Here is a 12,490-nt window from a genome sequence, read left to right as displayed (position 1 = left end):
CAACCACCCACCGTCCGGCCGCCACTCATGCCCCCACCAGGCTGACGTCAGACGGAACGCAGACGAACTGCTGTCCCGCCCGGAGGATCCATGAACCCGCCCACCGCCTCTCATGACCCGTACGGCGCCCAAGCCGGCTACGGCTACGAGGGCGACCAGCCGCTGGTGCGCCCGTACGCGATGACCGGTGGCCGGACCAGGCCCCGCTACCAGCTCGCGATCGAGGCGCTGGTCAGCACCACGGCGGACCCGGCCCAGCTGATGGGGCTGCTCCCCGAGCACCAGCGGATCTGCCATCTGTGCCGCGAGGTCAAGTCGGTGGCCGAGGTCTCCGCGCTGCTGTCGATGCCGCTCGGCGTCGCCCGCATCCTGGTGGCCGACCTGGCCGAGGCCGGGCTCGTCGCGATCCACCAGCCCGGCGGTGACGAGAACACCGGTGGCCAGCCCGACGTGACTCTGCTCGAAAGGGTGCTCAGTGGACTTCGCAAGCTCTAGCGCGGGCGGCTTCGCGGACTCCGCCGCCGCCGGCCGGTCCACCACCTCCGCCAAGATCGTGGTGGCGGGCGGCTTCGGTGTGGGCAAGACCACGTTCGTCGGGGCGGTCTCGGAGATCAACCCGCTGCGCACCGAAGCCGTGATGACGTCCGCGTCAGCGGGTATTGACGACCTCACGCATACCGGTGACAAGACCACCACCACGGTGGCGATGGATTTCGGCCGCATCACCCTTGACCAGGATCTGATCCTGTACCTGTTCGGCACGCCGGGTCAGGACCGCTTCTGGTTCATGTGGGACGACCTGGTGCGCGGCGCGATCGGCGCGATCGTCCTGGTGGACACCCGGCGCCTGGCCGACTGTTTCCCGGCCGTGGACTACTTCGAGAACTCCGGGCTGCCCTTCGTCATCGCCCTGAACGGCTTCGACGGACAGCAGCCGTACACCCCGGACGAGGTCCGCGAAGCGCTCCAGCTCGGCCCGGACGCCCCCATCATCACGACAGACGCGCGACAGCGTGCGGAAGCAAAGAGTGGCCTGATCACGCTGGTCGAGCACGCACTGATGGCACGACTCAAGTAGGCGGGATCATACGGAAGTTGCCGTATATCGCACGGAACGATCTGTGTCCTTTGACACGGACGGCCGCCGTGTTCATAACGTTTCGACAGAGAATTCCGCTGACCCCGCCACACATCGCGGTCGGCCGGTATCACTGTGCTCACAAGAGCCCCGCCTTTTGGCGGGGCTCGCTCTTTATGACCGATTTATCTGAGGCTTACACCACTCGGAACGCTTCGCTCCTACTGTTTGGAGGAGCACCACCTGACGTGCTGGAATGCGCTGAACTGCCCAGTAGCACGGGCCTTTGGAGACGACAGCGGCACCAGCGCGGGAGCCGCCGCCGAGAGGTTGTTGGTCGAGTGAGGCGAAGCAAGACGAGCCCCGCACCCCCGGAACGGGACACGCGGGGCAACTTCACCCCGCCCCCGCGAGCGGCGACGCCGTCGCCGTCCGCGGACGTACCCGGTGGCGAGCCACAGGCCGCCTCCGGCGGGCGCCTTTCGCCCCGGAACTGGCGCGTGCCGACCCGCCTCAACGCGATCCTCCTCATACCCGTGCTCGTCGGTCTCGTCATGGGCGGCTTCCAGGTCAAGGGCGCCATCGACACCTGGGACGAGGCCCGCGACGCCGAGGCCACGGCCCGTCTGGTGCGCGCTTCGCTGGACTACGGCAACCGCCTCATCGAGGAGCGCGACATCTCCGCCGCGCCCCTCCTGAACGGCAAGAAGAACGACCCGGGCGTGGCCGAGGCCCGCAAGGCCACCGACCGGGCCGCCGCCGTCTTCGCCGACGCCGCCGAGGCCATGCCGCACAAGGAGGGCCTGGAGCGCCGGCTCGCGACCTTCAAGAAGGTCGAGCCGAAGCTCGCGGGCCTGCGCCAGGCCGCGTACACCAGCAAGCTGCCGGGCGTGGAGACCGAGTCGGGCTACGTCGCCATCCAGCACCCGCTGATGGAGTTCGCCAACGAACTCGGCCTCGGCACCGGCAACATCACCTCCTACGGCCGCACCGTCTACGCGGTGTCCCTGGCCAAGGCGGCGCTCTCGCTCCAGCGCTCCATCGGCACCCACCTCCTTGTGAAGCCGGGCCCGACGCAGAGCGACTTCACCAAGCAGAAGGTCTCCTTCTCCTCGTACGCCTACCTCGAGCGCATCGCCATCGAGGAGTACACCGGCGGCGGCACGCCCTCGGACGTCCGCAAGCTCGAGGACGCCCAGAAGCAGCTCGTCGCCGACGCCACGAAGCAGGCCGAGCAGGACGCCGCCGAGGCGCGCGCCGCGGGCAAGAAGTACGTTCCGCCGCCGCGGGGCGAGAAGATGCTCGAACTCATCCTGGGCATGCCGAACACCCAGCCGAGCGCCCGCGTCGCGCTCAAGGCCAAGGGCATCGACAGCAAGGTGCTGTGGAAGGCCGCCACCGCCAAGTTCGACGTGTACCGCACCATCGAGGCGGACCTCGCCGACAAGGCCGTGAACGAGGCCTCCGGCATCGCCGACGACGCCAAGACCGACGCCTTCATCACCGGTGCCGTCGTCGTGGTCGCCCTGCTCGCCGCCTTCATCCTGGCCGGGCTCATGGCCCGCCAGATGGGCCGCTCGATGCGCAGCCTGCGCACCGCCGCCTTCGGCATCGCCGAGCAGCGCCTGCCGATGCTGGTCGACCAGCTGTCGCGCACCGACCCGGGCCGCGTGGACACCCGCGTCCAGCCCATCCCGATCACCACCACGGACGAGATCGGCGAGGTCGCCCGCGCCTTCGACCAGGTGCACCGCGAGGCCGTCCGGCTCGCCTCCGAGCAGGCGCTGCTCCGCGGCAACATCAACGCGATCTTCACCAACCTCTCGCGCCGCAACCAGTCCCTGATCGAGGGCCAGCTGACCCTCATCACCGATCTGGAGAACAACGAGGCCGACCCGGACCAGCTGGAGAGCCTCTTCCGCCTGGACCACCTGGCGACCCGCATGCGCCGCAACGGCGAGAACCTCCTCGTCCTCTCGGGCGAGGAGCCGGGCCGCCGCTGGGACCAGCCGGTGCCGCTCGTGGACGTCCTGCGCGCCGCCTCCTCCGAGGTGGAGCAGTACGAGCGCATCGAGCTCTCGGGCGTCCCGGAGGCCGAGATCCACGGCCTGGCCGTGACCGACCTCGTGCACCTGCTCGCCGAGCTCCTGGAGAACGCCACGACGTTCTCCTCGCCGCAGACCAAGGTCAGGGTCACCGCGACCCGTCTCCCCGACGGCCGCGTGATGATCGAGATCCACGACAAGGGCATCGGCCTGACCGCCGAGGACTTCGCGGACATCAACCACCGGCTCGCCAACCCGCCGACCGTGGACGCCGCGATCTCGCAGCGCATGGGCCTGTTCGTGGTCGGCCGCCTGTCCGACCGGCACGGCATCCGCGTCCAGCTGCGCCCCTCGGGCGAGCAGGCGGGCACCACCTCGCTCGTGATGCTCCCGGAGATCATCACGCACGGTGGCGGCGGCGAACTCCACCCGCAGGACAACGAGTTCACGGTCTCCTCGATCATCCCCGAGCAGCAGGCGCAGGCGGCCGAGCCGCTGCGCACGGCCGCCGAGCTGGGCTTCGACGACAACGCGTACCACGGCGAGCACGCCGAGGCGCAGGGCGGCCAGCTCGACCCCGTGGGCCGTTCCCTGGTCCGCGAGGAGCGCCGCGCGGCCCTGGAGGCGCAGGCCCAGTCCGGCCGCCCGCTGTTCCGCGACGAGGCGCAGGGGGGCCAGGAGACGTACGAGCAGCCCCAGGCGTACCAGGAGCAGGGCGCGTACGAGACGCCGGGCGCCGGTTACGAGGAGCAGTACGCCCCTCAGCAGGCGTACGACGGCACGCAGGCACCCGGATACGACCAAGCTCAGGGCGGCTACGACACCGGCTACGACGGGCAGCCGACCTACGACCAGGCCAAGGCGGGCCAGTCGGCGTACGACGATTCGTACTACACGACCCAGGACGGCTACCCGGACGGCGCGTATGCGGAGTCCGGACAGGGCGGTCACGAGGCCGCCGCGGGCACCCAGCAGGACGCCTTCGTCGCCTACCCGGAGCGGTCCCACCAGGACGACTGGCCGTTGCGCGACGGTTACCAGGAGGCCTACCAGGGCGAGTACGCTCCCGAAGCGGAATCCGCCCCGACGACTGACGCGGGCGAGGCGGAGCACGTAGGCTTCGACCGTCCGGGACCTGCGCCGACGCCTCCCACGGCCGGTCACGAGCTGACCGACGCGGGCCTGCCCCGCCGGGGCAGCGCCGCGGTGAACGGCAACGGGAGCGCCCCCGCCGAGCAGGCCGAAGAGGCCCACGACGGCGAGAGCCCGAACGGCGAGCCGAACAGCTGGCGCACGGCCAACGACGAGCGCTGGCACCGCGCCGAGCAGCTGCGGGAGCCCAAGGCGGGCGGGGTCACCTCGTCCGGCCTGCCGCGGCGGGTGCCCAAGGCCAACCTGGTCGAGGGCACGGCGGAGCAGACCCCGCAGGGCGGCCCCCAGGTCTCCCGCGACCCCGAGGAAGTACGGGGCAGGCTGAGCAACCTGCGCCGCGGCGTCCAGCGGGGCCGCAGCGCGGGCAGTGACACGAATGGCCAGGGCTTCAGCCCTGATAGCACCTACAACCAGGAGCGTTAGTGTGAGCCCGATGAGCCAGGCGGCGCAGAACCTGAACTGGTTGATCACCAACTTCGTGGAGAACACCCCCGGGGTGTCCCACACCGTGGTGGTCTCCGCCGACGGACTCCTTCTGGCGATGTCCGAAGGTTTCCCGCGCGACCGAGCCGATCAGCTCGCCGCGGTCGCGTCGGGTCTCACCTCCCTCACGGCCGGGGCCTCCCGGATCTTCGAGGGCGGCTCGGTGACCCAGACCGTTGTGGAGATGGAGCGAGGATTTCTCTTCATCATGTCCATCTCCGACGGTTCCTCCCTTGCCGTACTCGCCCACCCAGAGGCGGACATCGGTCTCATTGGGTACGAGATGGCACTTCTCGTCGACCGTGCCGGGACCGTCCTCACTCCGGACCTGCGCGCGGAGCTTCAGGGGAGCCTGCTCAACTAACAGACAGACGGTGCGTATTCGCGCCCCGGGGCCGTAAGGTTTCGGGACGCGGCTCCACAGCGATGGCGCCGGGCACAGTTTCGGAGGAGGAGTACGTGGCTGCAACACCCCCAGACGGTTCGTCTTCGGCCAACTGGCCTTCGGGCCGTGGCCAGGGCCAGGGTGACGGTTCGCAGAACCGGTACAACTTCCCCTCCGCGCCCAGCCACCGCCGTCAGCCGCAGTACCGGCAGCCCGGTCCGCAGGCGCCCGCGCCCGGCCCGTACGACAAGCCCGCTCCGGGCGCGTACGAGCAGCCGGCGCCGGGTCCCTACGACCGGCCCGCTCCGGGCGCGTACGACCAGCAGCGGCCGTACGCGCCCCGCATCAGGCCCGCGCAGGCGCAGCGCCGCTCCCCGGAGCCGGCGCCCGCCGCCAACCCCTTGGTGCGCCCGTACGCCATGACCGGCGGCCGCACCAGGCCGCGGTACCAGCTCGCCATCGAGGCGCTGGTGCACACCACCGCACAACCGCATCAGTTGCAGGGCCAGTTGCCCGAGCATCAGCGCATCTGCAACCTGTGCCGTGAGATCAAGTCGGTCGCCGAGATCTCGGCACTGCTCTCCATTCCCCTTGGCGTAGCCCGGATCCTCGTCGCCGACCTGGCGGAGGCCGGTCTGGTCGCCATCCATCAGCCCGGCGGGGACGAGTCCGCCGGCGGTCAGCCAGACGTGACACTGCTCGAAAGGGTGCTCAGTGGACTTCGCAAGCTCTAGCGGCGGAGCAACAGCCCGCTCCACCACCAGCGCGAAAATCGTGGTGGCGGGCGGCTTCGGCGTGGGCAAGACCACGTTCGTCGGCGCGGTCTCGGAGATCAACCCGCTGCGCACCGAAGCCGTGATGACGTCCGCGTCGGCGGGCATCGACGACCTGACGCACACCGGTGACAAGACGACCACGACGGTCGCCATGGACTTCGGCCGCATCACGCTCGACCAGGACCTGATCCTGTACCTGTTCGGCACCCCGGGTCAGGACCGCTTCTGGTTCATGTGGGACGACCTGGTGCGCGGCGCCATCGGAGCGGTCGTCCTGGTCGACACGAGGCGGCTCGCCGACTGCTTCCCCGCCGTCGACTACTTCGAGAACTCCGGGCTGCCCTTCGTCATCGCCCTGAACGGCTTCGACGGGCACCAGCCGTACACCCCGGACGAGGTCCGCGAGGCCCTGCAGATCGGCCCGGACACGCCCATCATCACGACGGACGCGCGCCACCGTGCCGACGCCAAGTCCGCGCTGATCACCTTGGTCGAGCACGCCCTGATGGCGCGCCTGCGGTAGGTCACCCGCCCGGTACACGCACTGTGGGCCCCGTACTCGGAGGAGTACGGGGCCCACAGTGCGTCGCTGTGCGGCGGGGCTCAGCCCTGCCAGCTGTGCGGGGCGCGGAAGCCGGGCGTGCGCTCCAGGCGGCGCCAGCCTGCCTTGTCACGGCCGTGCAGTACGGAGGGGACCGCGGCGGGCTGAGCGGCGGCACGGGCCAGCAGGATCGCCGTGAGGGCGGCGACTTCCTCGGGCTCGGCGTGGCCCTTCTCGACGCGGATGTCGGGAGTGGTCATGTGCGGCGTTCTCCTTGTGGGAAAGCGAAGGGGGCGGCGCGGCGCTACTGCGGCGGATTGCCGTGCTTGCGCGACGGCAGATCGGCGTGCTTGTTGCGCAGCATCGCGAGCGAGTTGATCAGCACGGACCGGGTCTCGGCCGGGTCGATCACGTCGTCGACGAGCCCGCGCTCGGCGGCGTAGTACGGGTGCATCAGCTCGGCCTTGTACTCCTTGACCATGCGGGCGCGCATGGCCTCGGGGTCCTCGGCGGCGGCGATCTGGCGGCGGAAGATGACGTTGGCCGCGCCCTCGGCGCCCATGACCGCGATCTCGTTCGTCGGCCAGGCGTAGGTGAGGTCGGCGCCGATGGACTGGCTGTCCATCACGATGTACGCGCCGCCGTACGCCTTGCGCAGGATGAGGGAGATGCGGGGCACGGTCGCGTTGCAGTACGCGTACAGGAGCTTCGCGCCGTGGCGGATGATGCCGCCGTGCTCCTGGTCGACGCCGGGCAGGAAGCCGGGCACGTCGAGCAGGGTGACGATCGGGATGTTGAAGGCGTCGCACATCTGGACGAAGCGCGCGGCCTTTTCCGAGGCCTCGATGTCCAGGACGCCCGCGAGGGTCTGGGGCTGGTTGGCGACGATGCCGACGACCTGGCCGTCGAGGCGGGCCAGGGCGCAGATGATGTTGCGCGCCCAGCGCTCGTGGACCTCCAGGTAGTCGCCGTCGTCGACGAGCTCCTCGATGACCTTCGTCATGTCGTACGGCCGGTTCCCGTCGGCCGGGACGAGGTCGAGCAGGACCTCGGAGCGGCGGTCGGCCGGGTCGTCGCAGGCGGCGACGGGCGGGTTCTCGCGGTTGTTCTGCGGGAGCATCGCGATGAGGTAGCGCACCTCGGCGAGGCAGGTCTCCTCGTCGTCGTACGCGAAGTGGCACACGCCGGAGGTCTCGGCGTGCACGTCGGCGCCGCCCAGGCCGTTCTGGGAGATCTCCTCGCCGGTCACCGCGCGGACCACGTCGGGTCCTGTGATGAACATCTGCGAGGTGTCGCGGACCATGAAGACGAAGTCGGTGAGGGCGGGGCTGTAGGCCGCGCCGCCCGCGCACGGGCCGAGCATCACGCTGATCTGCGGGATGACGCCGGAGGCCTTGGTGTTGCGCTGGAAGATGCCGCCGTAGCCCGCGAGGGCGGAGACGCCCTCCTGGATGCGGGCGCCCGCGCCGTCGTTCAGGGAGACCAGGGGCGCGCCCGCCGCGATGGCCATGTCCATGATCTTGTGGATCTTCGTGGCGTGCGCCTCGCCGAGGGCGCCTCCGAAGATCCGGAAGTCGTGGGCGTACACGAAGACCGTCCGGCCCTCGACCGTGCCCCAGCCGGTGATGACACCGTCGGTGTACGGCTTCTTGGCCTCCAGGCCGAAGCCGGTCGCCCGGTGCCGGCGCAGCTGCTCGACCTCCTGGAACGAACCCTCGTCGAGGAGAAGCGCGATCCGCTCGCGGGCCGTCAGCTTGCCCTTGGCATGCTGAGCCTCGGTCGCCTTCTCGCTCGGCCCGGCCAGGGCCTGCGCGCGGATCCCGGCCAATTCGGCCACTCGGCCCCGCGCGTCGGTGGGCTCACCCGCTGAAGATCCAGCTTCGTCCAAAACGGTCATGCTCTCGACCTTACGAAGTACACGCGCGAAAACGGACCGTCGACTCTGAACAGCTTCGGGACCGTTTTCCTGGCACCCCCGGACAGAAGTTTTGTGCGGTGCAGCCGAAGCCACTGCTCAGGGGCCCATCCGGCTGTAGGGATTCCACAAGACGGCGGATGAGACTCGGGTCACATCCAGGCACCGGAATGAGTGCTTCCGGGCGGGCTCGGCGCGACCCTCGCGGGGCGGCACGAGCACCCGGGGCGCGGCGGAATTGGCGGGGGCCGACAACGCCCCGCCGCCTTTCCAGCCACCCGGCGGCGGAGCGGGCGGCCCCGCTCACGGGCCTCAGGCGCGGTGGATCACGATGTCGCCCAGGCCCGTGCGCGCCCGCACCTTGACCGTCTCACCGGAGTCGCCGGGGCCCGCGGACGAGCCGAGCGACTGGCGCACGGAGCCGTACTTGGTCTGCACGTCGAGCCAGGCGGCGGTGCCCTCGCTGATGCCGATGTCGACCCGGCCCGTGCCGGTCTCCAGGACGGCGGTGCCGCGCGTCACCTCGCCGATCTCGATGGCGCCGGTCGCGGTCTTCACGGTGACGTCGCCGTGCGCGCGGGAGACGATGACGGACCCGTTGGCGGAGCGGACCCGCAGCTCGCCGGTGACCTCGCCGATCTCGGTGGACCCGTTCGAGTTCTTGATGACGGCCGCGCCGCCGATCGTGCCGAGCCGCACCTCGCCGGAGGCCGTGGTGACGTCGGCCTGGCCCTCCGTCCGGTCCACGTACACCCGGCCGTGCCCGGTGTCGAGGCGCACCGAGGCCGCCCGGACCACCCGGATCTCCCCCATGGAGGTCTTGACCTCGCACTCGCCGAGGCCGCCCTCGATGGTGCAGTCGGCCATGGAGGTGGTGACCTGCACGTGCGAGCCCTCGGGCAGCGCGACCTCGACGTCGACCGACGAGCCCCTGCCGAACAGGGAGCGCTCCTTGGGGCCCTTCACCAGGAGGCGGCCCGCCGTGTACTCCACCCGGGTCCGCTCGGCGGCGCGGACGTCGGCGGCGCGCGTCTCGCTGGTCGCGCGCACGTCGACGACGGTCTCGGCGCGGTCGCCCGCGGTGATCCGCACCGTCCCGCTCTCGATGATCACTGAGGCGTTGATGGGCTTGGCGGTGTCGAAGGTTGGCATGGCTGTCCTCGTCGTTCGTAGTCCCGGTCCTGGTCCTGGTGGATGCGGCGGGGTGCGCGGCCCGGACGCGTCGGTCCGGGCCGGGCGGGGGCGGGCCGCTACCGGGCCCACCCGGTGAAGCTGTTGCCCACGCCCTCGCCGCGGGCGGCGGGCTGCGGGCTCTCGCTGGGCCTGAGGGCCTCGGCGACGGTGCGGACCAGCCAGGCGTTGACCGACAGGCTCTCGGCCGCGGCGGCCTCCTCGGCCTGGGACTTGAGGTGCATGGGCAGCCGGAGGTTGATGCGGGCGGTGCCGCCCTCCTCGGCCTCGGGGACGGGCGCGAGGGCGGGCGCGACGCGGGCCACGGGCGCCTCCATGACCGGCGCCTCGAACGCGTCGGCGAGGGGCGGCGGCGTGACCACGAAGTCCGGGTCACCCCCACGCAGGCGCACGTCGACCGAGCCGGGGGCGAGGTCTCGGGTAACCTCGTCCATGGCCGCGGAGAGCACGTTCAGCAACGTGAGCCGGGTGGCCGACTCGAGCGGGGCGATCAGACGCTCGGCCACCGCGCGAGCATCCTCACCACCGGCCTCGGCGGCGACCGCGAGCTCCTGACGGAGTTGGTCGACATACGGCGTGAGATTCATGGCATCACTATGGCACCACAATGGCGCCATGGCAAGTTCTTAACGCGCCCCCGCAGCGGCGATTCCTCCACCTTCAGCAGGTCGGGCCGCGCGCGCCGCCACCGCCGAACCCCTCACCCCCGCACGGCGAACGCCCCACCTCCCCCGTGAGCGCCACACCGCTCCCCCTCTTGTGGCACCACGCATGGCGCCATCACTTCCACCCCGCCCACCCGGCGTAATCGAGCCAACACGCGACGATCAAGGTTGAAGATTGAACAAATCAGCGCTACAGTCAATGTTGTTGAACATTAAACTGCTCATGGCCGCAGCTCCCCCGTAGCGCGGCCCGCCCCCCCAAGGAGCACGTCATGGGACTCTTCGGCCGCAAGAACGACACCGCCCCCGCGCCCGCCGCCGTCAACCCCGAACTCGCCGCCCTGACCGGTGACTACACGCTCGACCCCACGCACACCAGCATCGGCTTCGTCGCCCGGCACGCCATGGTCACGAACGTCAAGGGCTCCTTCCTCGACGTCAGCGGCTCGCTGCACCTCGACGGCACCGACCCGGCCGCGTCGACGGCCGTCATCGACGTGACGATGGACAGCATCGACACCGGCAACGCGGACCGCGACGGTCACCTCAAGAGCGCGGACTTCTTCAAGACGGAGGAGTTCCCGAAGATGACCTTCCGTTCGACCAAGGCGGAGGCGCTCGGCGGCGACGACTACCGCGTCACCGGTGATCTGACGATCCTCGGCACCACCCGGCCGCTCACCATCGACCTGGAGTTCAACGGCTCGGCCACGGACCCCTTCGGCAACGAGCGCGTCGGCTTCGAGGGCAAGGCGGAGCTGCTGCGCTCGGAGTGGGGCCTGACGTGGAACGCGGCCCTGGAGACGGGCGGGGTGCTGGTCTCCGACAAGATCAAGCTGACCTTCGACATCTCGGCCATCAAGGACTCCGGGCAGGCCTGAACTTCCCTGCTCCCCCGCTCCCCCGGCGCAGAGGCTCAGAAGCCGCCGCCGAAGTCCCCGCCCCCGCCGAAGTCGCCGCCGCCCCCGAAGTCGCCCGCGTCGAAGTCGGCGCCCGTGACGTCGCCGCCGTCGGCCGCCGGTACGCCCGCCGACGCGGCGTACGCCGGGGACGACAGGGCCGAGCCGAGCAGCGTGCCGACGAGGAGGCCGGGGAGCAGACCGCCGCCGAAGTAGCCGCCCGCCCAGGGGCCGTAGGCCGGGCCCGCCTCCCAGTAGGGGCGGCGCTCGCCGGTGTCGGTGGTCACCGTGCGGGTCATCGGCTCTTCGCCGTCGGCGAGCCGGACCGCGTCGGCCGCGCACACCGGGACCTCGCGGGACGTGCCGCCCGCCGGGGTCCACTCGGCGTCCTTCACGGAGGGGCCGTGCCGGGGGTCGAAGAAGCACGGCGGCCGCCGCTCGGGCAGCGCGCGGCCCTCGCGGCGCGCGGCCAGCAGGGCGAGCGCGAAGCGGCCGTCCTCCAGGGCCTGCGTGACGGCACGGACCTGCTCGGACCGCTCGGCGGCCGCCATGAAGGACTTGGCCTTCTCGTACGCGTCCAGCGCGCGCTCGTAGTCGGCGCGCATGGCGTCGTCGGCGCCGGCCTCGGCGGGGTGGAAGTCGAGCCGTTCCAGTTCCTCGCCGAAGGCGGTGATGTCCTCGTCGACGACGACGCGCAGCTTCTCCAGGGCCGCGCGCTCCTCCTCGGCGCGCTTGCGGCGCCGGCTGCGTGCCACCGCGTAGGCGCCCGCGCCGCCCGCGGCGATCACCGCGCCGACGCCGATCAGTGCCCCGACGGGGGCGCCGTCACTGCCGCCGGTGTCGCCCCAGGAGGCGGGCGCGCTGCCCGACGTCTGGGTGAGTGCCCGGTCCACGAAGTCGTTGAGCTGCTGTTTCACGGGCTCGTCCCGGACGAGCGAGGAGAGGTTCCGGACGGCGTTGTTCGACAGGGCCGTGCTGTCGGCCCTGGCATCGAAGGCGTCGCCGAGCCGGATCGCGTACACGCCCGTGATCCCCGTGGCCGTCCGCAGGTCGCGGAACAGGTCCTGCTGGGGGAACGACTCCGGGAGCACGGCGACGAAGACCGGCTTGTCGGCCTTCTTGATCTTGTCGGCGAGGGCGTCGGCGTCGGCTCGGGAGAGCTGGGACGCCGCCGCCCCGTCGACGTACACGGGGTTCTCGCGCAAGGCGTCGGCCACCGTCCCGACGTCCGTGGCGGCCCGGGCCGCGGGCGCGAGCGTGGCGCCCAGGGCCAGGAGCAGTCCGGACAGGATGACGGTGAGCCGCGACGCCGCCTGTCTGGTGGGCCTCATACTTCACGCTAACCCAGCCCGGGCGCGAA

Annotated in this window: 12 protein-coding genes; 7 read left to right on the top strand and 5 right to left on the bottom strand. The window is 71.0% G+C overall.

Annotated elements, in window-relative coordinates; translation table 11 throughout:
- Positions 1 to 90: 90 nt before the first annotated feature.
- From CP982_RS29595 to CP982_RS29570, 6 genes are all read left to right on the top strand, one after another.
- Positions 91 to 495, top strand: a complete 405-nt coding sequence (locus CP982_RS29595) for a DUF742 domain-containing protein (RefSeq protein WP_030676098.1) — start codon at positions 91 to 93, stop codon at positions 493 to 495.
- Positions 476 to 1,078: a GTP-binding protein gene (locus CP982_RS29590; protein ID WP_030676100.1), complete on the top strand. Its 603-nt coding sequence runs from the start codon at positions 476 to 478 to the stop codon at positions 1,076 to 1,078. The genes CP982_RS29595 and CP982_RS29590 overlap by 20 nt, the downstream gene beginning before the upstream one ends.
- Before the next feature lie 341 nt (positions 1,079 to 1,419).
- Positions 1,420 to 4,698, top strand: coding sequence for a sensor histidine kinase (locus CP982_RS29585; RefSeq protein WP_150513266.1), 3,279 nt, complete (start codon positions 1,420 to 1,422; stop codon positions 4,696 to 4,698).
- Between the two features lie 10 nt (positions 4,699 to 4,708).
- Complete coding sequence (locus tag CP982_RS29580; RefSeq protein WP_030676106.1) at positions 4,709 to 5,122, top strand: roadblock/LC7 domain-containing protein; 414 nt, start codon at positions 4,709 to 4,711, stop codon at positions 5,120 to 5,122.
- A 62-nt stretch (positions 5,123 to 5,184) separates the two neighbouring features.
- The gene (locus CP982_RS29575; protein WP_150513265.1) at positions 5,185 to 5,877 is read left to right on the top strand and encodes a DUF742 domain-containing protein; all 693 of its coding nucleotides are present in this window, start codon (positions 5,185 to 5,187) and stop codon (positions 5,875 to 5,877) included.
- Positions 5,858 to 6,442, top strand: a complete 585-nt coding sequence (locus CP982_RS29570) for a GTP-binding protein (protein WP_030361923.1) — start codon at positions 5,858 to 5,860, stop codon at positions 6,440 to 6,442. The genes CP982_RS29575 and CP982_RS29570 overlap by 20 nt, the downstream gene beginning before the upstream one ends.
- An 80-nt stretch (positions 6,443 to 6,522) precedes the next feature.
- Here CP982_RS29570 and CP982_RS29565 read toward each other — a convergent pair whose 3' ends face one another.
- The 4 genes from CP982_RS29565 to CP982_RS29550 all read right to left on the bottom strand — a co-directional run bounded on the left by CP982_RS29565 (position 6,523) and on the right by CP982_RS29550 (position 10,153).
- The gene (locus CP982_RS29565) at positions 6,523 to 6,720 is read right to left on the bottom strand and encodes an acyl-CoA carboxylase subunit epsilon (protein WP_150513264.1); all 198 of its coding nucleotides are present in this window, start codon (positions 6,718 to 6,720) and stop codon (positions 6,523 to 6,525) included.
- 44 nt (positions 6,721 to 6,764) lie between these two features.
- Complete coding sequence (locus tag CP982_RS29560; protein ID WP_150513263.1) at positions 6,765 to 8,357, bottom strand: acyl-CoA carboxylase subunit beta; 1,593 nt, start codon at positions 8,355 to 8,357, stop codon at positions 6,765 to 6,767.
- Between the two features lie 330 nt (positions 8,358 to 8,687).
- Positions 8,688 to 9,527: a DUF4097 family beta strand repeat-containing protein gene (locus tag CP982_RS29555; protein ID WP_150513262.1), complete on the bottom strand. Its 840-nt coding sequence runs from the start codon at positions 9,525 to 9,527 to the stop codon at positions 8,688 to 8,690.
- A 98-nt stretch (positions 9,528 to 9,625) separates the two neighbouring features.
- Positions 9,626 to 10,153: a toxin-antitoxin system HicB family antitoxin gene (locus tag CP982_RS29550; RefSeq protein ID WP_150513261.1), complete on the bottom strand. Its 528-nt coding sequence runs from the start codon at positions 10,151 to 10,153 to the stop codon at positions 9,626 to 9,628.
- Positions 10,154 to 10,503: 350 nt separating this feature from the next.
- Here CP982_RS29550 and CP982_RS29545 point away from each other — a divergent pair, with 350 nt between their 5' ends.
- Entirely contained in the window at positions 10,504 to 11,112 is a 609-nt protein-coding gene (locus tag CP982_RS29545; protein WP_150513260.1) for a YceI family protein, read from the top strand.
- Positions 11,113 to 11,147: 35 nt separating this feature from the next.
- Here CP982_RS29545 and CP982_RS29540 read toward each other — a convergent pair whose 3' ends face one another.
- A complete protein-coding gene (locus CP982_RS29540; protein WP_150513259.1) occupies positions 11,148 to 12,461 on the bottom strand; it encodes a hypothetical protein in 1,314 nt (437 codons plus the stop codon).
- Positions 12,462 to 12,490 lie beyond the last annotated feature (29 nt).

The organism is Streptomyces spectabilis, from assembly GCF_008704795.1.
Classification (GTDB): Bacteria; Actinomycetota; Actinomycetes; order Streptomycetales; family Streptomycetaceae; genus Streptomyces; species Streptomyces spectabilis.
Note: the sequence above shows the minus strand (reverse complement) of the source record. Positions and strands in the feature narration are given on the sequence as shown.

Excerpts from the sequence above, each read along its gene's own strand:
- CP982_RS29540 (WP_150513259.1), bottom strand. The coding sequence starts at position 12,461 with ATGAGGCCCACCAGACAGGCGGCGTCGCGGCTCACCGTCATCCTGTCC.
- CP982_RS29555 (WP_150513262.1), bottom strand. The coding sequence starts at position 9,527 with ATGCCAACCTTCGACACCGCCAAGCCCATCAACGCCTCAGTGATCATC.
- CP982_RS29565 (WP_150513264.1), bottom strand. The coding sequence starts at position 6,720 with ATGACCACTCCCGACATCCGCGTCGAGAAGGGCCACGCCGAGCCCGAG.
- CP982_RS29550 (WP_150513261.1), bottom strand. The coding sequence starts at position 10,153 with ATGAATCTCACGCCGTATGTCGACCAACTCCGTCAGGAGCTCGCGGTC.
- CP982_RS29580 (WP_030676106.1), top strand. The coding sequence starts at position 4,709 with ATGAGCCAGGCGGCGCAGAACCTGAACTGGTTGATCACCAACTTCGTG.
- CP982_RS29595 (WP_030676098.1), top strand. The coding sequence starts at position 91 with ATGAACCCGCCCACCGCCTCTCATGACCCGTACGGCGCCCAAGCCGGC.
- CP982_RS29560 (WP_150513263.1), bottom strand. The coding sequence starts at position 8,357 with ATGACCGTTTTGGACGAAGCTGGATCTTCAGCGGGTGAGCCCACCGAC.
- CP982_RS29545 (WP_150513260.1), top strand. The coding sequence starts at position 10,504 with ATGGGACTCTTCGGCCGCAAGAACGACACCGCCCCCGCGCCCGCCGCC.
- CP982_RS29575 (WP_150513265.1), top strand. The coding sequence starts at position 5,185 with ATGGCGCCGGGCACAGTTTCGGAGGAGGAGTACGTGGCTGCAACACCC.